Annotated in this window: 22 protein-coding genes and 1 riboswitch; of the genes, 16 read left to right on the forward strand and 6 right to left on the reverse strand. The window is 72.3% G+C overall.

What is annotated here, in order from left to right:
• Positions 1–163: 163 nt before the first annotated feature.
• Positions 164–397 carry a ferredoxin gene (locus IF00_RS0125275; RefSeq protein ID WP_030321717.1) on the reverse strand — a complete coding sequence of 78 codons (234 nt, stop codon included), beginning with the start codon at positions 395–397 and terminating at the stop codon, positions 164–166.
• Positions 397–1,860: an aldehyde dehydrogenase gene (locus IF00_RS0125280; RefSeq protein WP_030321719.1), complete on the reverse strand. Its 1,464-nt coding sequence runs from the start codon at positions 1,858–1,860 to the stop codon at positions 397–399. The genes IF00_RS0125275 and IF00_RS0125280 overlap by 1 nt, the downstream gene beginning before the upstream one ends.
• A 150-nt stretch (positions 1,861–2,010) precedes the next feature.
• Between IF00_RS0125280 and IF00_RS0125285 the strand changes: the two genes are divergently transcribed.
• The 7 genes from IF00_RS0125285 to IF00_RS0125315 all read left to right on the forward strand — a co-directional run bounded on the left by IF00_RS0125285 (position 2,011) and on the right by IF00_RS0125315 (position 9,810).
• Positions 2,011–3,048, forward strand: a complete 1,038-nt coding sequence (locus tag IF00_RS0125285) for a Strvi_7410 family MBL fold metallo-hydrolase (protein WP_030321721.1) — start codon at positions 2,011–2,013, stop codon at positions 3,046–3,048.
• Positions 3,049–3,170: 122 nt separating this feature from the next.
• Positions 3,171–3,248, forward strand: a riboswitch (cobalamin riboswitch).
• Between the two features lie 95 nt (positions 3,249–3,343).
• On the forward strand, positions 3,344–4,600 hold the full coding sequence (locus tag IF00_RS0125290; protein WP_030321724.1) for an SCO2321 family membrane protein: 1,257 nt from the start codon (positions 3,344–3,346) through the stop codon (positions 4,598–4,600).
• Complete coding sequence (locus IF00_RS0125295) at positions 4,597–5,313, forward strand: SCO2322 family protein (RefSeq protein WP_078944842.1); 717 nt, start codon at positions 4,597–4,599, stop codon at positions 5,311–5,313. Before IF00_RS0125290 ends, IF00_RS0125295 begins: the two co-directional genes overlap by 4 nt.
• Before the next feature lie 115 nt (positions 5,314–5,428).
• Complete coding sequence (locus tag IF00_RS0125300) at positions 5,429–6,553, forward strand: energy-coupling factor transporter transmembrane component T (protein ID WP_030321727.1); 1,125 nt, start codon at positions 5,429–5,431, stop codon at positions 6,551–6,553.
• Entirely contained in the window at positions 6,550–8,253 is a 1,704-nt protein-coding gene (locus tag IF00_RS0125305) for an ABC transporter ATP-binding protein (protein ID WP_030321729.1), read from the forward strand. The genes IF00_RS0125300 and IF00_RS0125305 overlap by 4 nt, the downstream gene beginning before the upstream one ends.
• The gene (locus tag IF00_RS0125310) at positions 8,250–9,122 is read left to right on the forward strand and encodes an ECF transporter S component (protein ID WP_037639039.1); all 873 of its coding nucleotides are present in this window, start codon (positions 8,250–8,252) and stop codon (positions 9,120–9,122) included. The genes IF00_RS0125305 and IF00_RS0125310 overlap by 4 nt, the downstream gene beginning before the upstream one ends.
• 286 nt (positions 9,123–9,408) lie before the next feature.
• Positions 9,409–9,810, forward strand: coding sequence for an aggregation-promoting factor C-terminal-like domain-containing protein (locus tag IF00_RS0125315; protein WP_030321733.1), 402 nt, complete (start codon positions 9,409–9,411; stop codon positions 9,808–9,810).
• A gap of 116 nt (positions 9,811–9,926) precedes the next feature.
• On the opposite strand, the gene IF00_RS0125320 is transcribed toward IF00_RS0125315, so the two are convergent.
• Positions 9,927–11,096, reverse strand: a complete 1,170-nt coding sequence (locus IF00_RS0125320; protein WP_030321735.1) for a steroid 3-ketoacyl-CoA thiolase — start codon at positions 11,094–11,096, stop codon at positions 9,927–9,929.
• Positions 11,097–11,348: 252 nt separating this feature from the next.
• Between IF00_RS0125320 and IF00_RS0125325 the strand changes: the two genes are divergently transcribed.
• From IF00_RS0125325 to IF00_RS0125335, 3 genes are all read left to right on the forward strand, one after another.
• Positions 11,349–12,596, forward strand: a complete 1,248-nt coding sequence (locus IF00_RS0125325; protein WP_030321738.1) for a cytochrome P450 — start codon at positions 11,349–11,351, stop codon at positions 12,594–12,596.
• 136 nt (positions 12,597–12,732) lie between these two features.
• Positions 12,733–13,827, forward strand: coding sequence for a DUF2330 domain-containing protein (locus tag IF00_RS0125330; protein WP_030321740.1), 1,095 nt, complete (start codon positions 12,733–12,735; stop codon positions 13,825–13,827).
• Positions 13,824–14,492: an O-methyltransferase gene (locus IF00_RS0125335; protein WP_030321742.1), complete on the forward strand. Its 669-nt coding sequence runs from the start codon at positions 13,824–13,826 to the stop codon at positions 14,490–14,492. Before IF00_RS0125330 ends, IF00_RS0125335 begins: the two co-directional genes overlap by 4 nt.
• Before the next feature lie 59 nt (positions 14,493–14,551).
• On the opposite strand, the gene IF00_RS0125340 is transcribed toward IF00_RS0125335, so the two are convergent.
• On the reverse strand, positions 14,552–15,424 hold the full coding sequence (locus IF00_RS0125340) for an alpha/beta hydrolase (RefSeq protein WP_030321744.1): 873 nt from the start codon (positions 15,422–15,424) through the stop codon (positions 14,552–14,554).
• A 659-nt stretch (positions 15,425–16,083) separates the two neighbouring features.
• Here IF00_RS0125340 and IF00_RS45760 point away from each other — a divergent pair.
• The 3 genes from IF00_RS45760 (at position 16,084) to IF00_RS0125355 (ending at position 17,300) form a co-directional block, all read left to right on the forward strand.
• On the forward strand, positions 16,084–16,224 hold the full coding sequence (locus IF00_RS45760; protein ID WP_158710519.1) for a hypothetical protein: 141 nt from the start codon (positions 16,084–16,086) through the stop codon (positions 16,222–16,224).
• A gap of 186 nt (positions 16,225–16,410) precedes the next feature.
• A complete protein-coding gene (locus IF00_RS0125350) occupies positions 16,411–16,755 on the forward strand; it encodes an antibiotic biosynthesis monooxygenase family protein (protein WP_030321746.1) in 345 nt (114 codons plus the stop codon).
• 59 nt (positions 16,756–16,814) lie between these two features.
• Entirely contained in the window at positions 16,815–17,300 is a 486-nt protein-coding gene (locus IF00_RS0125355) for a GNAT family N-acetyltransferase (RefSeq protein ID WP_030321748.1), read from the forward strand.
• Positions 17,301–17,331: 31 nt separating this feature from the next.
• Here the strand turns inward: IF00_RS0125355 and IF00_RS0125360 are convergent, their stop codons facing one another.
• Together IF00_RS0125360 and IF00_RS0125365 are read right to left on the reverse strand one after the other, a co-directional pair.
• Positions 17,332–18,147, reverse strand: coding sequence for a hypothetical protein (locus IF00_RS0125360; protein ID WP_030321749.1), 816 nt, complete (start codon positions 18,145–18,147; stop codon positions 17,332–17,334).
• Positions 18,148–18,237: 90 nt separating this feature from the next.
• Positions 18,238–20,307 carry an MDR family MFS transporter gene (locus IF00_RS0125365; protein ID WP_030321751.1) on the reverse strand — a complete coding sequence of 690 codons (2,070 nt, stop codon included), beginning with the start codon at positions 20,305–20,307 and terminating at the stop codon, positions 18,238–18,240.
• Between the two features lie 206 nt (positions 20,308–20,513).
• Here IF00_RS0125365 and IF00_RS0125370 point away from each other — a divergent pair, with 206 nt between their 5' ends.
• From IF00_RS0125370 to IF00_RS0125380, 3 genes are all read left to right on the forward strand, one after another.
• Complete coding sequence (locus IF00_RS0125370; protein WP_030321753.1) at positions 20,514–21,524, forward strand: peptidoglycan-binding domain-containing protein; 1,011 nt, start codon at positions 20,514–20,516, stop codon at positions 21,522–21,524.
• Between the two features lie 152 nt (positions 21,525–21,676).
• Complete coding sequence (locus IF00_RS0125375) at positions 21,677–22,345, forward strand: HAD-IA family hydrolase (RefSeq protein ID WP_030321755.1); 669 nt, start codon at positions 21,677–21,679, stop codon at positions 22,343–22,345.
• Between the two features lie 388 nt (positions 22,346–22,733).
• Entirely contained in the window at positions 22,734–23,384 is a 651-nt protein-coding gene (locus IF00_RS0125380; protein ID WP_030321757.1) for an HNH endonuclease family protein, read from the forward strand.
• The last annotated feature ends 174 nt before the right edge of the window (positions 23,385–23,558 follow it).

The raw sequence follows: 23,558 nt of genomic DNA on the forward strand, positions 1-23,558 counted from the left end.
CCTCTGCCCCGACCCCGCATGACTGCCCCGCTCCCTGCGCGTACGTACGTGTGCCGAGGGAGTCTCACACACGCGGTACGCGCAGGTCACGACGGTTTCGGCGGCGCGGGCGGCGGGCGGCGGGACCAGCCGCGCCGACCACGCGGGGGTCCGGACGGGCCGGCTACTCCTCCGGCGGGAAGACCGGCTCCCCGCCGTCCGCGAGAGTGATCATGATGGCCTCCACCGGGCACCCCTCGGCCGCCGCGAGCAGTTTCTCGCCCGCGTCCGACTCCGGTTCCCGGGCGTGGGACTGCCGGGCGGTGTCGAGACGGAAACCGTCCGGGGCGTGGTTCACGCACATGCCGGAGCCGATGCAGACGCTCCGGTCGACCTCGACGTGCCAGCGGTCTCCCATCAGGCGCCGCCCTCGTAACCGGCCGGGAGGTGGATCATCTTGTGCTCCAGGTACTCGCTGAAGCCCTCGGGCCCGAACTCCCGTCCCAGGCCGGAGTTCTTGTAGCCGCCGAACGGGCCGAGCATGTCCAGGCTGAAGGTGTTGACGTTGAAGGTGCCGGTGCGCACGCCCCGGGCGAAGTCGATGCCGTGTTCCACGTCCCCGGTCCAGACGCTGCCGCTGAGCCCGAAGTCGGAGTCGTTCGCGAGGCGCAGGGCCTCGGCCTCGTCCCCGTACGGCAGGAGACAGATCACCGGTCCGAAGATCTCCTCGCGGGCGATCCGCATGGAGTTGTCGACGCCGCCGAAGAGCGTCGGCTCGACGTACCAGCCGCGGTCGAGCCCGGCCGGGCGGCCGCCACCGGAGAGGACCTTGGCACCCTCCTCCTGGCCGATGCGGATGTAGTCGAGGGAGCGCTGCTGCTGCCGCTGGGCGACCAGCGGCCCGACCTGGGTGGCCGGGTCGAGCGGGTCGCCGACGACGAGCGCGCCGGCCGCCGCGGCGAAGGCCTCGGCGATCTCCTCGTACCGGGAGCGGGGAACGAGGATCCGGGTCTGGGCGACGCACGCCTGGCCGTTGTTCATCCAGGCCGCCGGGACGATCCCGGCGACGGCGGTCGCGAGGTCCGCGTCGGGCAGGATCACGGCGGCCGACTTCCCGCCGAGTTCGAGGGTGACGCGGGTGAGGTTGCGGGCGGCGACCTCCATGACCCGCTTGCCCGCGGCGACCGAGCCCGTGAAGGAGACCTTGTCGACGCCGGGGTGGCCGACGAGGTACTCGCTGACCTCGCGGTCGGCGGGCAGGATGCTCAGCACCCCCTCGGGCAGCCCGGCCTCGGTGGCGATGTCGGCGAGGATGTACGAGTCGAGCGGCGACTCCGGCGAGGGTTTGAGCACCACCGTGCAGCCGGCGAGCAGCGCGGGCCCCAGCTTGGCGGCGGCGGTGAACTGCGGCACGTTCCACGGGACGACGGCCGCGACCACCCCGACCGGCTCACGCCGGACGAGCAGCGGGCCGAGGACGCCACCGCGCCGCTCCTCGTACGTGAAGTCGCGGGCGACGGTGATCGCCGCGTCCCACACCATCATCGCGCCGAGCGCCTGGGCGAGGACGGACCAGGAGTACGGGGAGCCGTTCTGCGCACTGATGGAGCGGGCGATCTCCTCGTGGCGTACGGCGATCGCGTCCTTGATGCGGCTGACGACGGCGATCCGCTCCTCCACCGCCATCCGGGGCCAGGGCCCTTCGTCGAACGCCCGACGGGCGGCCGCCACGGCCCGGTCGACATCGGCGGTGGAGGCGTGCGGGACGCGCCCGATGACCTCCTCGGTGTGCGGGGAGACGACCTCGATGACGTCCTCGCCGAGCGGGTCGGTCAACTCCCCGCCGATGAACAGCTTTCCGTGCTCCACAAGCTCGGTCATGACCGCCGCCTTCATGAGGAGATGAATTCCCTGACGATGCCTCAGAACTGATACCAGTTCTAGTTATAGTGGGCAATGGGCGAGCACGCTCCGCACCGCCGTGGAGATTCCGTACCGCCGTGGAGAGATGAGGGATCCATGCAGGGACCCATGCCCCAGGTGAACGAGCACGGCGGAGGCGTCTGGTCGCTCCGGGTGCCCATCCCCGACAATCCGCTCGGCCACACCCTGGTCCACGTCCTCGACACCGACCGCGGACCGGTCCTCGTCGACACCGGCTGGGACGACCCGGCCTCATGGACCGAACTCACCTGCGGTCTCGCCGCGTTGGGCATCGACGTGCCGGACGTCCACGGCGTCGTCATCACCCACCACCACCCCGACCACCACGGCCTCTCCGGCAAGGTCCGCGAAGCGTCCGGGGCCTGGATCGCGATGCATGCCGCCGACACCGACGTCGTACGCCGCACCCGGGCGGCCGAGCCGGGAACCTGGCTCGACTACCTCGCCCGCAAACTCGCCGCCGTCGGCGCCCCCGAGGACCACCTCGTCCCCCTGCGGGCCGCCCGCACCTCCGGCCGGATGCGTACCCTGCCCGGTCTGCGCTCCGCCCTCCCCGACCGGGAGATCGTCCCCGGTGAACTCCTCGACCTCGCCGGACGGCGACTGCGCGCCATCTGGACCCCCGGCCACACCCCCGGCCACGTCTGCCTCCACCTGGAGGAGGAGCACCCCTCCCGGCTGCCCGGCCACGGCCGGCTCTTCTCGGGCGACCATCTGCTGCCCGGGATCACCCCGCACATCGGGCTGTACGAGGACCCCGACGACTCCACCGTCACCGATCCCCTCGGTGACTACCTCGACTCCCTCGAACGCATCGGCCGCCTCGGCGTCGCCGAGGTCCTCCCCGCCCACCAGCACGCCTTCACCGACGCCGCCGGCCGGGTCCGCGAGCTCCTCGACCACCACGAGGAGCGCCTCACCGGACTCCTCGGCCTGCTCGCCACCCCGCTCACCCCCTGGCAGCTCGCCGTGCGGATGGAGTGGAACCGCCCCTGGGACCAGATCCCCTACGGCTCCCGCAACATCGCCGTCAGCGAGGCCGAGGCGCACCTGCGCCGCCTGGTGAAGCTCGGCCGCGCGGAGGCGGTGCAGGGCACGGACCCCGTGAAGTACGTGGCGGTGTGAGGCGGCCCGCGTCTCGGGCCCGCCCGCCGTACCCGCGAGGCCCGGTGTGAGGCGCCTCGCACCAGCCGGGCCGCGGGCATACGGGCCGGTAGAGTGGGCGGGTCGTCATCATGCCCGTACGGGGGGAAGCCGGTGGAACTCCGGCACTGACCCGCAACCGTGAGCGACTCCCGCCCAAGGAGTCGTGAGTCGGAATGCCCCGTCCGGGACGTGACCGCCGGCACCGTCGAGGAATACGGAGCCGGAGCCTGGTGCCCCTGAGGCGTGCCGGTGCCCGGCCGCAGGAGAGGGCCCCATGAACACCGTCCGCCGCGGCGCCACCGCGCTCGCAGCCGCCACCGTCCTGCTCGGCACCGGAGCGGCCGGGGTGGCAGGAGCGGCCGCCACCGCGCCCTCCCCCACGCCCTCCGCCGTCACGGTCCCGGACGGTCTGTACGGCAAGAGCGACCCGACGTACGACGGCGTGTGGCGTCAGTCGCTCGCCTTCCTCGCCCAGCGCGCCACCGGCTTCCAGCCCTCCGACAAGGCCGTGGACTGGCTGCTCGGCCAGCAGTGCGCCGACGGCTCGTTCGGCTCATACCGGGCGGACGCCACGACGCCCTGCGACGCGAAGACCATGCGGGACACCAACGCCACCGCGATCGCCGTCCAGGGGCTCCGCGCGGTCCGGAAGCAGTCCGCCTCCCCCGAGGCGATCGACAAGGCCGTCAAGGCGGGCTCCGACTGGCTGCGCACCGTGCAGAACAAGGACGGCGGCTGGGGCTACAGCCCGGGCGGCGCCAGTGATGCCAACTCCACCTCGGTCGTCGTCGGCGCGCTCGCCTCGACGGGTCTGCGGCCCGGCCTGTTCACCTCCGCCGAGGGCCGTACGCCCTACGACGCGCTCCTCTCCTTCGCCCTGCCCTGCTCGGACAAGGAGGGCCCGGGGGCCTTCGCGTACCAGCCCGACAAGGCCGGCAAGCTCCTCGCGAACGCCGACGCCACCGCCGCGGCCACCCTCGCGGGCCTCGGCAAGAGCGTCGTCGCCACCAAGGCCTCGCCCGAGCAGCCGCCGGTCTGCAACGACCTGTCGAAGCCGACGGTCGAGCGGGCCGCGCTCAACGGCGCCTCCTACCTGGCGAAGGCGCTCGCGAAGACCGGCCACCTGACCCTGCCGCCGATGCCGGGCGCCACCGACACCACCGAGCAGCCCGACGTCGGCAACACCGCCGACGCCGTCATCGCGCTCGCCGCGTCCGGCGCCTCGAAGGAGGCGAAGCCCGCCGTGGAGTGGCTGGAGAAGAACTCCGCCGCCTGGGCGAAGCAGAGCGGCCCGGCCGCGTACGCGCAGCTGATCCTGGCCGCGCGGGCGACGGAGACCGACCCGCGCGAGTTCGGTGCGGCGGACCTGGTGGAGCAGCTCAACGCCACCGGCCCGGCGCCGAAGACGCCGGACACCTCGGCCTCCTCCACCAGTGACGACGAGGGCGGCTTCGACATCTGGTGGATCATCGGCATCGGCATGGTCGTCGGCGTCGGCATCGGCTTCCTCGTGAGCGGCCGCAAGAAGTGACCGCCGCGAGAGGGAGGGGCGCGCGAAGGCGTGGCTCCCGTGCCGCGGGAGCCGCGGCCGGGGCGCTGCTGACGCTCACCGCGGTCGTGGCCGCGGCGGCTCCGGCGCAGGCCGCCGGTTACCGCTACTGGTCGTTCTGGGAGAGCGACGGCGGGAAGCCCTGGGCGTACGCCACGCAGGGTCCGGCGACCGCACGTCCCGCCGACGGCGACGCGATCGGCTTCCGCTTCGCGATCAGCAACGGCACGAACGACGCCTCCCGACCGTCCGTCGCCCCCGACTTCACGGGGATCTGCGGGGGCGTGGAGAAGAAGGACGGTACGAAGCGGGTCGCGGTCGTCGTCGACTTCGGCGGCCCGGCGGACGCGCCGCCCGGCGAGACCCCGCCGGCGAAGCCGGTCGAGGTCGGCTGTGCGCAGGTCCGTGAGGACGCGACGGGCGCGGAGGCGCTCGCCGTGGTGGCGAAGCCGCTGCGGTACGACGGCGCGGCCATGCTGTGCGGGGTCGCCGGCTACCCGGCGCGGGGCTGCGGCGAGCCGGTCGCGGAGAACGGTGGGACCGGGGAGGCCGGGAAGACCCCGGCGTCGGCCGCGCCGAGCGCGTCGGCGACGGCCGGCGGGGAGGGCGGGGGCCCGTCCTTCGGCGTACTCGCCGGCGGGGCGGCCGTGCTGGCCCTGGGCGGGGCGGCGATCTGGAAGGCCCGCCGGCGCTGATGAGCCCGGTACGCACGCAGGTGGACGCGACACGCACGTGGGTGGACCCGGGACGCACGCGGATGAGCCCGGTACGCACGCAGGTGGACGCGACACGCACGTGGGTGAGCCCCGTATGAAGGTGAGTGACGTCCTCCGCGCCCCGGAGGCGAGCCGGTCCAACGCCCTGCACGCCGGAGCGTGGTGGGTGTGGGCGCTCGGCCTGGCCGTCGCGGCCTCCCGCACGACGAACCCCCTCCTCCTCGGCCTCCTCGTAGGGGTCGCGGGCTATGTCGTGGCGGCCCGGCGCACGGACGCGCCCTGGGCGCGTTCGTACGGCGCGTTCGTGAAGCTCGGCCTGTTCGTCGTCTTCCTGCGGGTCGTCTTCTCGCTGCTGCTCGGCTCCCCGATCCCGGGGACGCACCTGATGTTCACGCTGCCCGAGGTGCCGCTGCCCGAGTGGGCGCAGGGGGTGCGGATCGGGGGGCGGGTGACGGCCGAGCAGCTGGTGTTCGCGCTGTACGACGGCGCGAAGCTGGCGACCCTGCTGATCTGCGTGGGCGCGGCGAACTCGCTCGCCAACCCGGCGCGGCTGCTCAAGTCGCTGCCGGGCGCGCTGTACGAGGCCGGGGTCGCCGTCGTCGTGGCGATGACCTTCGCGCCGAACATGGTCGCCGACGTGGTGCGGCTGCGTACCGCCCGACGCCTGCGCGGCCGCCCCACGGGCGGGGTGCGGGCGGTGCTCCAGATCGGGCTGCCGGTCCTGGAGGGAGCCCTGGAGCGGTCGATCGCGGTCGCGGCGTCGATGGACGCACGCGGGTACGGCCGGACGGCGCAGGTCCCGGCCTCGGTGCGCCGCACCACGAACGTCCTGACCCTGGGCGGACTGCTCGGGATCTGCGCCGGTTCGTACGGGCTCCTCGCGGCGGAGGGCGCGGGATACGGGCTGCCGCTGCTCGGCGCCGGGCTGCTCGCGGCCATGGCGGGGCTGCGGCTCGGCGGACGCCGGACGGTCCGCACCCGGTACCGGCCGGACCACTGGGGGATGCGGGCCTGGCTGGTCGCGGGGTCCGGGGTGGCGGTGGCGGTCCTGATGATCTGGGCGAACACCTACGCGCCGGAGGCTCTGCACCCCGGGGTCGTCCCCCTGGAGGCGCCGGAGCTGCCGCTCTGGCCCGCGGTGTCGGTCCTGGTGGGCCTGCTGCCGGCCTTCGTGGCTCCCGTACCCGCAACAGCTCCCGCTTCGAAGGAGAAGGCGTGATCCGCTTCGAGAACGTCTCGGTGACCTACGAGGAGGATGCCGAGCCGACCCTGCGGGACGTGAACCTGACCGTCCCCGAGGGCGAGCTCGTCCTGCTCGTCGGCCCCTCGGGCGTCGGCAAGTCCACCCTCCTCGGCGCGGTCTCCGGCCTCGTCCCCCACTTCACGGGCGGCACCCTGACCGGCCGCGTCACCGTCGACGGCCGCGACACCCGCACGCATCCGCCGCGCGAGCTGGCCGACCTGGTGGGCACGGTCGGCCAGGACCCGTCCGCGCACTTCGTCACCGACACGGTCGAGGACGAGCTGGCGTACGGCATGGAATCCCTGGGCCTCGCGCCGGGCGTCATGCGGCGCCGGGTCGAGGAGACCCTGGACCTGCTCGGCCTCGCGGAACTCCGCGACCGTCCGATCGCGACGCTCTCCGGAGGCCAGCGCCAGCGGGTCGCGATCGGCTCGGTCCTGACCCCGCACCCGAAGGTCCTGGTCCTGGACGAGCCGACGTCGGCGCTGGACCCGTCGGCCGCGGAGGACGTCCTGGCGGTGCTCCAACGACTGGTGCACGACCTGGGCACGACGGTGCTGCTCGCGGAGCACCGCCTGGAGCGGGTGGTGCAGTACGCGGACCAGGTGCTGATGCTGCCGGACGGCGTGATGGGCGCGCCGGCCGGGATCATGGCGGTGTCACCGGTGCATCCGCCGGTGGTGGGGCTGGGAAGGCTGGCGGGGTGGGATCCGCTGCCGCTGACGGTGCGGGACGCGCGACGCCGGGCCGGAGAGCTGAAGGCCCGCCTGGAGGACCGGGTCCCTGCGGGGCCTCTTCCCCACGGTCCGGCCTCGCCTGCGTCCGAGGCGCGGGGGTCCGGGGGCGGAGCCCCCGGTCACGGGAAGGGGCGGAGTGGGGGAATCGGCCTCTTCAAACGGCGCCGCACCGAGACCGCTCCCGGACCCGCCCCTCTCGTCCTCGCCGAAGGCCTCGCCGTCCGCCGGGGCCGCGTCGAGGCGCTCCGTCGGATCGACCTCCAGGTCCAGGCGGGCGAGACCCTCGCCCTCATGGGCCGCAACGGCGCCGGCAAGTCCACTCTCCTCTCCACCCTCGTCGGCATGATCGCCCCGACCTCCGGCACCGTCCGCGTCGCGGGCCGGGTCCCGCACAGCACCAGCCCCCGCGAGCTGATCCGGCAGGTGGGCCTGGTTCCGCAGGAGCCGCGGGACCTGCTGTACGCGGACACCGTCGCCGCCGAGTGCGCGGCGGCCGACGGGGACGCGGGCGCCGCGCCCGGGACATGCCGGGCGCTGGTGTCCGAGCTGCTGCCGGGCGTCGCGGACGACACCCATCCCCGGGACCTGTCGGAGGGGCAGCGGCTGGCACTCGCGCTCGCCGTCGTGCTGACCGGCCGCCCGCCCCTGCTCCTCCTGGACGAGCCGACCCGCGGCCTGGACTACGCGGCGAAGGCCCGTCTGGTCGCCCGTCTCCGTACCCTCGCCGCCGAGGGACACGCGATCGTGCTCGCGACGCACGATGTGGAGCTGGCGGCCGAGCTGGCGCACCGGGTGGTGATCATCGCCGACGGCGAGGTGGTGGCGGACGGGCCGACGGCCGAGGTGGTCGTCTCCTCTCCCGCGTTCTCGCCTCAGGTGGCGAAGATCCTGGCCCCGCAGCCGTGGCTCACGGTCGAGCAGGTGGAGGCGGCGCTGTGACGACCCGCCCGGTACGTGCGGTCCGACTGGGGGCACGCTCCGTCACCGCCCTCGCCCTGGTCTCCCTCATCGGTCTTTTCGCCTTCTGCTGGCCCCTCTTCGCGGACGCCGGTTCCGCCGTGACCTCGCACGCCGGGGACGCGCCGTGGCTGTTCGCGGCGCTGCTGCCGCTCCTCGTCGCGGTGGTCGTGGCGACGATCGCGGACTGCGGGATGGACGCGAAGGCGGTGGCGATGCTGGGCGTGCTGGCCGCCGTGGGCGCGGCCCTGCGGCCGCTGGGCGCGGGGACGGCCGGTCTGGAGCCGATGTTCTTCCTGATGGTGCTGAGCGGCCGGGTCCTCGGGCCGGGCTTCGGTTTCGTCCTCGGCGCGGTGACGATGTTCGCTTCGGCCCTGCTCACAGGCGGGGTGGGGCCCTGGATGCCGTTCCAGATGCTGTCGATGGGCTGGTTCACGATGGGTGCCGGGCTGCTGCCGGGGCCGGGCGGGCTGCGGGGCCGGGGTGAGCTGCTGATGCTCGCGGTGTACGGGTTCGTGGCGGCGTTCGCGTACGGGACGATCATGAATCTGCAGGGCTGGGTGCTGCTCCAGGGCCTGAGCAGCGGGATCTCGTTCCAGCCGGGCGCTCCGCTGCACGAGAACCTGGTGCGTTTCCTGGCCTATGTCACCGCCACCTCCCTCGGCTGGGACCTGGGACGGGCCGTTCTCACCGTGGTCCTCACCCTCTCCATCGGCGGCACGCTCCTGAAGGCCTTGCGGCGGGCGACTCGACGGGCGAACTTCGAGGCCCAGGTCACATTCGAGGGCCCCGAGAGGCCCTCTCCGGGTGAGCCGCCCCACAGGACCTACGTCACGTACGAGCCGGAATAGTAGTCGGGCGGTACCCGTACAAACCGCCCACAGCAGGGCATGACCTGCGGAAATGCCCCACACCCACCCCCCGGGACCTTCCTCCGGGGTCCGAACCTTCCTCGTACAGGGGGTCGTTGCATCGGCGTTCCAGCCCTGCTTGTCTGGTGGACGTCGCCAGGCAGCCGGTGCTCACCGCAGCGCCTCGGTCGGCCGGATTCCCCCAGTTCCCGGGTTCCCCGGGCCCTGGTTCCGGCTTGCCGAAATCGCCTGACGCATCCCTTGTTCCCGAAGTTAGGCAGAAACCTTGATCCGCTCGATCACCGCTCGTGTCGCCGCCCGCAAGAAGACCCTCGCCGGCACCGCAGCTGTCCTGCTCGCCGCCTCGGGTGCGGTCATCGGCACGACGGGCTCGGCTTCCGCCGCCAGCCCGCAGGATGTCGCTCGCAAGATCGTGCCCGCCTCGCAGTACGCGTCCTTCAGCAAGATCGTCGAGCACGAGTCGCACTGGAACCACACCGCGACGAACTCCTCCAGCGGCGCCTACGGCCTCGTCCAGGCCCTCCCGGCCTCGAAGATGTCCTCGGCCGGTTCCGACTGGAAGACGAACCCCGCCACCCAGATCAAGTGGGGTCTGAACTACATGAACGAGCGCTACGGCTCCCCGAACGCCGCCTGGGCGTTCTGGCAGGCCAACGGCTGGTACTAAGAGTCACCGCCGCCCAAGCGCACACCCGCAAGGCCCCGCCTCCCGTCAGGGAGGGCGGGGCCTGCGGCGTTCTCCGGCTCCACCGGGCCCTGGGTGCCGCCGGTCGCCGCGGCTGCCTACAGCCGCTGAATGATCGTCCCGGTCGCCACCGCGCCGCCCGCGCACATCGTGATCAGCGCGAATTCCTTGTCGGCGCGTTCCAGCTCGTGCAGGGCGGTGGTGATCAGCCGGGCCCCGGTCGCCCCGACGGGGTGACCGAGGGCGATCGCACCCCCGTTGACATTGACCTTCTCCAGATCCTGATCGAAGACCTGGGCCCAGCTCAGCACGACCGAGGCGAAGGCCTCGTTGATCTCGACGAGGTCGATGTCCCGGAGCGACATCCCGGCCTTGCCGAGGACGGCGCGCGTGGCGTCGATCGGTCCGTCGAGGTGGAAGTGCGGGTCGGCGCCGACCAGGGCCTGGGCGACGATCCGGGCGCGGGGCTTCAGCTTGAGGGCGCGGGCCATGCGCTTGGAGGCCCACATGATCGCGGCGGCGCCGTCGGAGATCTGGGAGGAGTTCCCGGCGGTGTGGACGGCGGTCGGCATGACGGGCTTGAGTCGGGCGAGGCCCTCCATGGTGGTGTCGCGCAGGCCCTCGTCGCGGTCGACCAGCCGCCACATGCCCTGCCCGGCGGCCTGCTCCTCCTCGGTGGTGGGGACCTGGACGGCGAAGGTCTCGCGCTTGAAGCGCTCCTCGGACCAGGCGTTCGCGGCGCGTTCCTGGGAGAGCAGGCCGAGGGAGTCGACGCGCTCGCGGGTGAGGCCGCGGTGGCGGGCGATGCGCTCGGCGGCCTCGAACTGGTTGGGCAGGTCGACGTTCCACTCGTCGGGGAAGGGCTTGCCGGGGCCGTGCTTGGACCCGGAGCCGAGCGGAACGCGGGACATGGCCTCGACGCCGCAGCTGATCCCGATGTCGATGACGCCGGCCGCGACCATGTTGGCGACCATGTGGCTCGCCTGCTGCGAGGAGCCGCACTGGCAGTCGACGGTGGTGGCGGCCGTCTCATAGGGGAGGCCCATGGTGAGCCAGGCCGTGCGGGCCGGGTTCATGGACTGCTCGCCGGCGTGGGTGACCGTACCTCCGACGATCTGCTCGACGCAGTCGGCGTGGATGCCGGTGCGCCCGAGGAGTTCGCGGTAGGTCTCGCCCAGGAGGTAGGCGGGATGGAGGTTGGCGAGCGCGCCTCCGCGCTTGCCGATGGGGGTGCGTACGGCTTCGACGATGACGGGTTCCGCGGCCATGAGCTCGTCCTCTCCTCGACCGGACGGGGCGTCCCGGCAGCCCGTCGGTCGGCGTCACGGGGGAACTAGTACGCGTTCTAGTTCTGAGTGCAGTCTTATGACTGCTACCGCGGGTACGCAAGGGTCCGGGAGGCAACACTTCCCGTTCTGACCCTTGCTACTTGTAGAACTCGTTACTAACTTTCCCGGCAACTCCTGACGGCCCATCAGATCGCCTCATCAGAATTCCCTCAGATGTGGAGTGTGTTGCCGATGCCCTGTCCCCACCTTCCCGAGGGGTTCGACGCCACCGACCCCGATCTGCTCCGCGACCGCGTCCCCTTCCCGGAGTTCGCCCGGCTGCGGCAGACCGCACCCGTGTGGTGGTGCCCCCAGCCGCCCGGCGTCACGGGCTTCGCGGACGGCGGGTACTGGGCCGTGACGCGCCACGCGGACGTCAAGTACGTCTCCACGCATCCCGAGCTGTTCTCCTCGAACGAGAACACGGCCGTCATCCGCTTCAACGAGCACATCACCCGGGACCAGATCGAGGTCCAGAAGCTGATCATGCTCAACATGGACCCGCCCGAGCACACCCGGGTCCGCCAGATCGTCCAGCGCGGCTTCACCCCGCGGGCGATCCGGAACCTGGAGACGGCCCTGCGCGACCGCGCCCACGCCATCGTCGACGAGGCCAGGCGCGCCGCGGACGCCGACGGCACCTTCGACTTCGTCACCCGGGTCGCCGTCGAACTCCCCCTCCAGGCCATCGCCGAACTCATCGGCGTCCCCCAGGAGGACCGTTCCCGGATCTTCGACTGGTCGAACAAGATGGTCGCGTACGACGACCCCGAGTACGCCATCACCGAGGAGATCGGCGCCGAGGCCGCCATGGAACTCATCGGCTACTCGATGAACATGGCCGCCGCCCGCAAGGAATGCCCCGCCGCCGACATCGTCAGTCAGCTCGTCGCCGCCGAGGGCGAGGGCAACCTCTCCTCCGACGAGTTCGGCTTCTTCGTGCTGCTGCTCGCCGTCGCGGGCAACGAGACCACCCGCAACGCCATCAGCCACGGCATGCACGCCTTCCTCACCCACCCCGACGAGTGGGAACTCTTCAAGCGGGAACGGCCGGCGACCGCCGCCGAGGAGATCGTGCGCTGGGCGACCCCCGTCGTCTCCTTCCAGCGGACCGCCACCCAGGACACCGAGATCGGCGGCCAGAAGATCGCCAAGGGCGACCGCGTCGGCCTCTTCTACTCCTCCGCCAACAACGACCCCGAGGTCTTCACCGACCCCGAACGCTTCGACATCACCCGCGATCCGAACCCGCACCTCGGCTTCGGCGGCGGCGGGCCCCACTTCTGCCTGGGCAAGTCCCTCGCCATCAAGGAGATCGAGCTGATCTTCAACGCCGTGGCGGACGCCCTGCCCGACCTGACCCTCGCCGGCGAACCACGCCGGCTGCGGGCCGCCTGGCTGAACGGGGTGAAGGAGCTCCGGGTCCGCGCCGGGGCCTGAGCGTCGGAGCGGGGCGGGACGGAACCGGAACGGCACCTCTCCGGCAGAACCGGAACCGGAACCGGAACCAGAACCGGAACCGGAACCGGAACCTCACGGACGGAACCGGAGGGTCACCCGGCACGTCCCACCCCGCATGCGGGGGACACACAGAATTCTGACCACCATCGTCGCGCTGCTCGCGCTCCAGCTCGGCTCGCTCGTCGCACCGGCGTACGCCTGCGGCTGCGGCGCCATGATCCCGACCAAGGACCAGCGCATCGGCGTCGACCGCGAGGAGTCGGCCGTCCGCTGGGACGGACGGACCGAGACCGTCGTCATGCGCTTCGACGTCCACGGCGACGCCGAGCACGCCGCCTGGATCATGCCCGTGCCGAGCCGCGCCGACGTCACCCTCGGCGACCCCGAGCTCTTCGACGCGCTCGACCGGCTCACCGAGCCGGAGCAGCGCGACCGCTTCCACTTCTGGCCGCGCGAGGGCGACTGGCCGTTCGACCTCGACCACGGGGACGGGGCCGGCGCCCCGCCGCCCGGCGCGGGCGGTGTCGGCGTCGTCGGCCGCGAACGGCTCGGCCCCTTCGACGTCGCCCGGCTGACCGCCACCGACCCTGACGCCCTCGGCGACTGGCTGCGGACCAACGGCTTCGAGCTGCCCGAACGGCTGACCGGCGCCCTCCAGCCGTACGTGGAACGACGGTGGGAGTACGTCGCCGTCCGCCTCGCACCGCAGCAGGAGGACGCCGTCCTCCAGGGCGAGCTGACCCCGCTGCGCATCACCTTCGCCTCACCCGAACTCGTCTACCCCATGCGCCTTTCTCGGCTCGCGAAGACCTCCCAGAGCCTCGGCCTCTACATCCTCGCCGAGCACCGGATGGAGCCCCGCTCCCCCATCGGCGGCGACGCACCCGAGGTGACCTTCGCCGGCCGGATCGAGCCCGAGGGTCCCGTCGCCGGACTCGCCGGACGACGACCGGTCCAACTCACCGTTCTGGAGCAGGAGTTCCCCCACCCGGAGCGGATCGACGACGACCACCACCTGCGGGCCGTCGCCGACACCCCGTACCGCCGGGTCGAGTACACCGACCGGCTTCTCACGGTGGGCGCCGGGATCCCCGTGTGGCTGCTGACGGTGGGCGGCGGTCTGCTCCTCGCCGCCCTCGCGACGCTCCTGGCCGTACGGGCGGCAAGGCGCCGCCCGGCGGCCGGCCCCGGTGTACGTTCGGCCGCATGACGAACCCTCAGTGGAACGCAGTCGACGCCTACTTCACCGAGACGATCGCCCCCGCCGACGAGGCGCTGACCGCCGCTCTCAGCGCCTCCACGGCGGCCGGGCTGCCCGAGATCGCCGTCGCCCCCAACCAGGGCAAGCTCCTCCACCTGCTCGCCCGGATGCAGGGTGCCCGGAACATCCTGGAGATCGGCACCCTCGGCGGCTACAGCACGATCTGGCTGGCCAGGGCCCTGCCCGCCGACGGCCGGCTCATCACCCTCGAATACGACCCGGCCCACGCCGACGTCGCGCGCGCCAACCTCGCCCACGCCGGCCTCGACAAGATCGTCGAGGTCCGTACCGGCGCGGCCCTGGACAGCCTGCCGCAGCTGGAGGCGGAGGGCGTGGGCCCGTTCGACCTGGTCTTCATCGACGCCGACAAGGTCAACAACCCGCGCTACGTGGAGTGGGCCCTGAAGCTCTCCCGCCCCGGCACGGTGATCGTCGTCGACAACGTGGTGCGGGGCGGCAGGATCACCACCCCCGCCCCGGACGACCCGGCGATCACCGGCACCCGCGAACTCTTCGACCTCGTCGCCGCCGAGCCCCGCCTGGACGCGACGGCCATCCAGACGGTCGGCACCAAGGGCTACGACGGCCTGCTGCTCGCCCGCGTCGTGCGTTAGGGCCCCCGCGGGTGTCCCCCTTCCCCGCCGCACGGAGGGAAGGGAGACACCCGGGGGCCTCAGACGAGGCCTGCCAGCAGTTCCGCGAAGAGCGCGGGCCGGCTGAAGTAGCCGACGTGCGAGGCGTCCAGGGTGTGCACCTCGAACGGGTTGTGCGGCGTCAGCTCGTCGGCCTTGCGGATCATGTAGTCCTGCACCGCCGGGGTGATGCTCGCGTCCCCGGAGAGCCGGACGTAGGTGTGCGGGACCCGGCCCCAGCGCTCCGCCGTGACCAGCGCCCCCGGCTCCAGCACCCCGTGGTTCTCGTCCGGGTCCAGGGTGTCGAGCAGCGCTCCGAACGTACGGTCGGTGGAATCGGCCATGACAGCGGCCTTCAGCTCGGCGAACACGGCGGGATCCGCGTGCGCCGCCCGCCAGTTCAGCCGGACCACACCCGGATCTGCGGACTCGCCCGTGAGCGGCACGGCGATCCGCGCCACCGCCGCGTCCAGCAGGTTCTCGTCGACCACGTCCCACGCCCCGGTGAGCATCGCCGGGTCGGCGAGGCAGAACGCGGAGAGGTAGACCACCCGGTCCACGAGGTCCGGCACGGCGTCGGCGACGGCGCCGATCGTCAGGCCGCCGAGACTGTTGCCGACCAGCACGACCGGCCCCAGCGGGGCCAGCCGCCGCAGGACGTCCGTCACATGCCGCACGTTGTCCCGCAGCGTGACCCCGCTCATCGGCGACGGGGCGGCGGCCAGCGCCGTCAGGTCCTGGGGCTGCCGGTAGTAGGCGGCGGGGCCTTCGGCCCGGTCGCCGTGTCCGGGCAGATCGACGGCGTACGAACGGTGTCCGAGCAGTGCCAGCTCGTTCTGCAGCGGGCCCCAGGCCCGTGCGTTGCTGGAGCCGCCGTGGACGCATACGAAAGTGGGGCGCGAGGGTGCGCGCATGGTGGGATTCCTCGTCATCAGGAGGCGAACGGTGGACGCGGGTCCGCGTGCCGGGCGCAGGCCGGCACCGCGGTCAGCACCCCGAACGGGTACGGATCGCCTGCCAGTTGTGGATGACGGAACACATACGAGCGACCCTAACAGAACGGAGCGTCTCGCGACCGCGAGACCGTCCTACGCGGTCCCGGAGCGCTGTGCAGAACGTCAAAGTTCCACCCCCTCGTTTGTACACATACGGCTCATGACGGCCCCGGGGGCACGGGCGATAGGCTTTTCCCGTGATCAGCGCGATATCCCAGGGGCGGTGACCCCCCCTGGGATCAGCTCGAAGTGCACCACCGCGCCACGCCCGCCGCTGATCACGACGTCGTCGAACTGGCCGCACAGGGACCGGGTTCGGCCCGAAACGGCGCGGTCGTCTCTCCTCGCTGCATAGCGTCGACCTCGACGTGACACCCCACGTTGCGTCGTGGCGTGGGGTCCTTTCCTCCCTCGACGTCACGCAGCGGCGCGCGACAGGAGCCGGAGGACAGGCCCGCCCGACCCGTCTCAAGCCCGTCGAGCGCGCATCACGTGCATCCGGTCGGGGGCTCGAACCCCCTGCCGAGCGCCCCACACCCCTGCCTGCGCTCCACGGCATCAGCACACGAGAGGTAGCCATGACTTCCAAGACCGACACCCGGCCTGTGTTCGAACTGCGCCTTTACGGGTTCCACGTCGTCGCGCAGCGCATCCCCGGATGGCTCCTCACCCTGGTCGCCACGGCCGGCGGGGCGGCAGGAACGTGGTGGGCACGCTAGACGGCGCGCTCGAACTCCGTCCCGCACTCGCCTGCGGAGCCTCGCAGCAGCATCCGCACGGTTCGCTCTGCGCCACGGGTGCCGGGAATCGTCCTCACGCCGCTTTGACCCGCGGATGTACGAGACTGCACGTACGTGATCAAGGCTCGGCGCAGCGCCCGGCCTGTCCTTCCCGAGAGGTGTCGTGTGCCCAGCATCGTAAAGATCAACGTCCTGACCGTGCCGGCCGAGCAGCGTGAGGTCCTGGAGCAGCGCTTCGCCTCCCGGGCCGGAGCCGTGGAGGGGTCCGACGGTTTCGAGTGGTTCGAGCTGCTGCGCCCCGTCGAGGGGACCGACCAGTACCTGGTGTACACGCGCTGGCGCAGCGAGGAGGACTTCCAGGCCTGGATGAACGGTTCCATGAAGGCCGCGCACGGCGGCGGCGCGGGTGGCGCCGAGGGCGCCGAGGGGGGCGAGCGGCCCAGGCCCGCGGCGTCCGGCTCCACCCTCTGGTCCTTCGAGGTCGTGCAGCAGGCGTCCCCGAAGAGCTGATCATCCAGCCGGGCATCCGGCGACAATCGAGCTGCGTGCCAGGTCACGCGCGCCGCACAATGGCGCGCATGACCTGGACCTTCTCCCCCGAGCGCGTCGACACCCCGGACGCCACCGCCCTGCGCCGCGACTACTACGACGATGTCGCGAGCCGCTACTGGAAGCGCCCCGCGACGCGGGCGGAGATCGACGGGGGCCTGACCAACGACGGGGTCGAGCTGCTCATCCCGCCGACCGGGCAGTTCCTGGTCGCACGGTACGAGGGCAAGCCCGCCGGCTGCGGCGGGGTGCTCCTCCTCGACGAGGGCCGGGCGGAACTCACCCGCGTGTTCCTTCGCCACGCCTTCCGCGGCCTGGGCGGGGCGGGCGCCCTCCTGGGGAACCTGGAGGACGCCGCGCGCGGACTCGGTGCCCGCCGGATGGTCCTGAACACACGTCTCGACCTGGTCGAGGCGCGTGCCCTGTACACCCGGCACGGGTACGGCGAGATCCCGGCGTACTGCACGGGCCCGTACATGGACATCTGGTACGGCAAGGACCTCTGACCGACCCGCCCCGGGGCCGACGGGGCTCCGGTCAGCGGCTCCAGACGACGACGTCGAAGACGGCGCGCGTGTCGGAGGCGAGACCTGCCAGTTCCTTGACGGTCAGGCGGGCGAGGCGGCCGTCGTTCGTCGCGGCGCAGACGACCATGCCGGTCTTGAGCTCCGTCTCCGTCGAGGTGCCCAGGGTGTCGATGTCCCGTGCGCAGTCCTCGTACGAGGGCGTCTTGTTCGTCGAGTCCTTCCAGACCAGCGCCTTGACGTCGTCACCGGGCCGCAGCATGTGGCCGCCGAACGGGTAGACGGAGAAGTCGTTCTCCGCGCGGATCTCGGACTCCACGGGGGGTGCGGAGTCGAGGTCCTTGTCATCCGTGTACGTGATCACCAGGGCTCCCTTCCACTCCTCCGTGCCGCCCGGCTTCGCGGGCGGGGCCGCGGAGGTCTGCTTCGCCGGGGGCGTCGAGGTCTCCTGGCTCGGCGTGGGCTCCGGGCTCTGCGCGGAGTCCACGGTGGTGTCGTCGCCGGTCTCGGCTCCGGAGGGGGTGGCCGAGCTCGTCACCGGGGTCTGTGCCTGCGGCGGCGTGGGGCCGGCATCGTTGCCGGTGCTCACCAGATACGTACCGACGACGCCGATCACCGCCGCCACCAGCGTGGCTCCCGCGCCGATCCAGGCACCGCGGTGCGAGGACGCACGCGTCACGACGATCGGCGGCGGGGCGCCGTATCCACCGCCGTACCCGCCTCCGTATCCGTCGCCGTAACCCTCGTGTCCGCCGTTCGCCGGCCCGGCCGGCGGGTGACCCGGCGGCGCCGGCCAGCCCTGGCCCTGACGTGGTTCTTCGCTGTTCATCCTGCCCGCTCCCCCTGTGATGCGATCTTGGAGGGGACAGCGTACTGAGCGGTCCTGAATGACTGTCATACAGGGCGTACGACCGCGCACTTACGCGGGGCGGTCGCGGGGCGGCTCCGGGTCGTGCGGGTGCTCCGGGTGCGAGCCGCCCCGCTCGGCCGTCAGTTCCTCCACGAGTTTCACCAGGTCGGTGGGCCGGTCCGGTCCCCACCGGTCGCCGAGCAGCTCGGCGAGCGACTCCTCGCGGGCTGCGGCGAGCAGGGTCGCTGCCTGGACGCCCTCCTCCGTGAGCATCAGCTGGAGCCCCTCCCGGGTGACCAGGCGCCGTTCCTCGACCTGCCGGGAGGCCTCCGTGATCACCTGCAGCGGTACGGGCACGTACGCGGCGAGCCGGGTGGGTTCGACGGTGCCGTGCCGGCGGATGCGGAGCAGCAGCCAGCTGGCGGCGGGCAGCAGGTCGAGCCCCGCGCGGGCGGTGATCTTCTCGTAGATCGCCCTGCGGCCCTCGCGGGAGCCGAGGGCGGACAGGGCGCGGTCGCATGCGTCGCACGAGGAGCGATCGACGGGGCGGGAGGGCAGCGCCCGGCCGGTGTCGGGCGCGGCGACCGAGGCCCGCAGCGGGTCCTCCTTGAGGAACCAGGCGACGACGAAGGCGACCAGGACCACGGGCGCGGCGTACAGGAAGACGTCGGTGATGGACGTGGCGTACGCGTGCAGGACGTCGGGGTGCAGGTCGGCCGGGAGCGCGGCGACGGTGCGCGGGTCGGCGGCGACCTGCTCGGGGCCGATGCCGGGCGGGAGGTCCTGTCCGGAGGCGGTGGCGGCGGCGAACACGTCGTCGAGCGTGTGGGTGAGCCGGTGGGTGAAGATCGTGCCGAAGACGGCGACGCCGAAGGAGGCCCCGACGGAGCGGAAGAAGGTGGACCCGGAGGTGGCGACGCCGAGGTCCTCGTACGGGACGGCGTTCTGCACGACCAGGACGAGGACCTGCATGACCAGGCCTAGGCCGACGCCGAAGACGAAGAAGCAGACGCTCATCTCCGTGGTGGAGCTGGTCTCCGTCAGCCTGTGGAGCAGGAGCAGTCCGAGGCAGGTGACGGCGGTGCCGGCGATCGGGAAGACCTTCCAGCGGCCCGTGCGGGAGACGATCTGGCCGGTGACCGTCGAGGTGATCAGGATGCCGGCGACCATCGGCAGCATGTGCACGCCGGACATGGTCGGTGTGACGCCCTGCACGACCTGGAGGAAGGTCGGCAGATAGGTCATCGCGCCGAACATCGCGAAGCCGATGACGAAGCTGATGACCGCGACCAGGCTGAAGGTCCGGATCCGGAACAGCTTGAGCGGCAGCACGGGTTCGGCCGCCCGCCGCTCGACCTGGACGAACAGGACGAGGAGTACGGCTCCGAGGACGGCGAGGCCGATGATCTGCGCCGAACCCCACGCCCAGGTGGTACCGCCGAGGGAGGCCACGAGGACCAGACAGGCGGCGACCGAGGCGATGAGGAACGTGCCGAGGTAGTCGATGGTGTGCCGGGTGGAGCGCACCGGGACGTGCAGGACGGCGGCGATCACGAAGAGGGCGACGATGCCGATCGGCAGGTTGACGTAGAAGACCCAGCGCCAGGAGAGCTGCTGGGTGAAGACCCCGCCGAGCAGCGGACCGAGGACGCTGGTGGTGCCGAAGACGGCACCGAAGAGCCCCTGGTACCTGCCGCGCTCTCGCGGCGGCACGAGGTCGCCGACGATCGCCATGGACAGCACGATGAGACCGCCGCCGCCGAGGCCCTGGACCGCGCGGAAGCCGATGAGCTGCGGCATGTTCTGGGCGATGCCGCAGAGCGCGGAGCCGATGAGGAAGAGGACGATCGCCGCCTGGAAGAGCCTCTTGCGGCCGTACTGGTCGCCGAGCTTTCCCCACAGCGGGGTGGCCGCCGTGGACGCCAGTATGTAGGCGGTGACCACCCAGGACAGGTGCTCCATGCCGCCGAGCTCGCTGACGATGGTCGGCAGCGCGGTGGAGACGATGGTCTGGTCGAGGGCGGCCAGCAGCATGCCGAGGAGCAGCGCGCCGATCGCGACGAGCACGGTGCGGCGGCTCTGCCCCTCCCCGGGCGCGGGGGCGCCACCGAGCTCGGAGGGGCTGACTTCCTGGGCCATGGGCGTCTCCTCGGGGCGTCGCGTCGGGCGTCCCGCCGGACGGCCCATGGGACGGCTTCTCCATCCTGGTCCGAATGTCCGGATATGGCCTGCGAGCGCACGGCCGTTCGGGTGCCCGCCGGTGCGCCCGCTCGTCCGCCTGTTCGCCCTTCGGAAGGGTGCGGGCTGCATAATCGCCAGCAGTTGTCTCGGGGAGGGGACCCATCATGACCGGACACGTCTGTCCTGAATGCGGTGTACAGAGACCTGGCTGCGCCTGCGCCCAGGCCGAACTGGCGGCGGCCGAGGACTTCGATCCGCTCCGGATCAGGCCGTACGTGACGCTGGACGCGCCGGAGGGCGGCACGGAGACCGGCTCGGCGGCGGGGCCGGGGGGTGCGGGGTCGGGGGGCCCCGGCCCGTACGACACCGCCCCGTACGGACCTGGTGGGTACGGGCCGTACGGCGGCACCGCCGCCTTTCCGGCCGAGCCGCACCCCGGGGGCGACCCCTCCGAGACCATGCCGCTGCTGCTGCGCGGCGTCGGCGACATCCCCCCGCCGCCCGGCCACGGGCGGGGGCGCGGGCGCCGGCGCGGCGCGCTGGTCGCGGCGGTGGCCGCCGTCGCGGTGGCGGGCACCGCGGCCCTGGCGGCCGCCGTCCTCGCGGGCGGGGAGGAGCACGAGGACCGGGCGGCCGTACCGGACGTGACCACGAGCGCGTCGCTGAACATCGGCGTGTCCGAGGCGCCGTCCCCCTCCGCTTCGTCGCGGAGCCCGGAGCCGACGCCCTCGTCCCCGACGCCGCGCGAGACGTCCGCATCGGCGCCCCCGTCGCCCACGTCGCCCTCGCCTTCCCGCACGACCGCCTCGCCGAGCGCCTCCGGGACCACGAGTGGCGCGGGGGCGCCTCCGCCGTCCTCCTCGTCGGCGCCGGCCGTCGCTCCGACGACGACCGCGTCGGCCACGACGACGTCGCCGGGCGTGGCGCCCGGGGAAGGGGAGGGGGGTCAGGAGGAGACCCTGGACTACGGCTCCAGCGGGCACGAGGTACGGGAGCTGCAGCGGCGCCTCATCGACGTCGGGGTCTACGACGGCCGCGTCAACGGCAGGTACGACGACGACGTGTGGGAGGCGGTGGCGGACTACCAGTCGTACATGTACATCCAGGGCGATCCGAAGGGCGTGTACGGGCCGAACACCCGCGAGGTCCTGGAGCGGTACACCCCCCACATCTGACTCCCGCGAGCCCGCCCCGGGTCCCGGCATGCGGACCGGTTGGCCAAGACAGCCCCGGTTTTGTATCGTGGGAAAACAAAGTGGCCCCGCCCGCACTCCCTGACCGGTGGGCGGGACCGCTTCGTTCTCCGCACCACCCCTCTGGAGACCTGATGCCTGCCACCACCCCGGCAACGCTCACCGCCCGCGCCCTCCTCCTCGACATGGACGGCACCCTCGTCAACTCGGACGCCGTCGTCGAGCGCTGCTGGCGACGCTGGTCGGAGCGGCAGGGCCTCGACGGGGACGCCGTGCTCAAGGTGGTCCACGGCCGCCAGGGGTACGCGACCATGGCCGTCCTCCTCCCGGACCGCCCGATGGCCGAGAACCACGCCGACAACCGCGTCATGCTCGCCGAGGAGACCGCCGACCTCGACGGGGTCGTGCCCGTCCCCGGCGCCCCCGCGTTCATGGCCGCGCTCGCGCGACTGCCGCACGCCCTGGTGACCTCGGCGGACGAGGCCCTCGCACAGGCACGGATGGGCGCCGCCGCGCTCCCGATGCCGGAGACCCGGGTCACCGCCGAGGGAGTCGGCGCGAGCAAGCCGGACCCGGAGGGCTTCCTGAAGGGCGCGGCCGAGCTGGGCTTCGACCCGGCGGACTGCGTCGTCTTCGAGGACTCGGAGGCCGGCATCCAGGCGGGCCGCGCGGCCGGCATGCGGATCGTGGGCGTCGGACCGCGCGCGGCGGCCTTCGCGCCGGACGTGCACATCGCCGACCTCACCCACCTGCGGGTCGAACCCGCCGCCGACGGTTCGATCACGCTGACCGTGCTTCCGTAGGGCGTCGAGCGCTTCGAGGACCACGCTCGACCAGGCCCCTCCAGCGCCCCGCGACAACACCGGAACGAGCGCCCCGGCAGCGACACCTCCCCTCTCGGGGACACGCCGGGACGAGACCACGAGACCCCGGGCCCACAGGGCTCGGGGTCTCGTCGTATCCCCACACGCGCGCCTACCGACGGCCGCCCCGTCCCATCCCCGTGACGCCCGGCGGAACCTGGCGCTCCATCAGGACGCGTCACACCCCTTGATGTGACGTGCTCATGTCGCCACTCTGTTACCTGGCGCACCCCCCATCGCAACCTCGCGCCGCCACGATGACCGGGCCGCCGCCCGGCACCCACGGGGACGGCACCCGCCAAGGTCCCCCCACCTCAAGGGAGTTCCCATGCCCGTCGGCAATGTCTACGCGCGTCGACTCGCCGTGCTCGCCACCTCCGCCGCCCTCACCGTCACCGGCCTCCTCGCCACGGCCCCGGCCGCCCAGGCCGCCATGCCGACCCCGGTCAGCGCCGCCACCGCCCGTACCTATCTGGCCGCCCTCACCGTGAAGGCGGAAGGTTCCTCCTCCGGCTACAGCCGGGACCTCTTCCCCCACTGGATCACCCAGTCCGGCGCCTGCAACACCCGCGAGACCGTCCTCAAGCGCGACGGCGTGAACGTCGTGACGGACTCCAGCTGTGCCGCGACCAGCGGCAGTTGGTACTCGCAGTACGACGGTGCCACCTGGACCGTCGCCTCCGACCTCGACATCGACCACATGGTCCCGCTCGCCGAGGCCTGGCGCTCGGGCGCCAACGCGTGGACCACCTCGCAGCGGCAGTCCTTCGCGAACGACCTGACCCGTCCGCAGCTGATAGCCGTGACGGACAACGTCAACCAGTCGAAGGGCGACCAGGACCCGGCGGAGTGGATGCCCTCGCGGACCGCCTACCGCTGCACGTACGCCCGCGCGTGGGTGCACGTGAAGTACCACTGGAACCTCAGCGTCGACTCCGCCGAGAAGAGCGCCCTTCAGTCCGTGCTCAACGGCTGCTGAGGACGCGACTGCTGACCCCGCGTCAACAAAGGCCACCGGGAAGTGAACCTCACCACACACTCCCCGGTGGCCTGATGTTGAACTTGCAAGCACTAGTGAGGGGTGCCTAACCTGACGGCCTCATCGGTGTCCGTCCCCACTCCCCGTCCACCCCACGGACGGGGCCAGGCCGAA

It is taken from the genome of Streptomyces flavochromogenes (genome assembly GCF_000717595.1).
GTDB lineage: Bacteria > Actinomycetota > Actinomycetes > Streptomycetales > Streptomycetaceae > Streptomyces > Streptomyces flavochromogenes.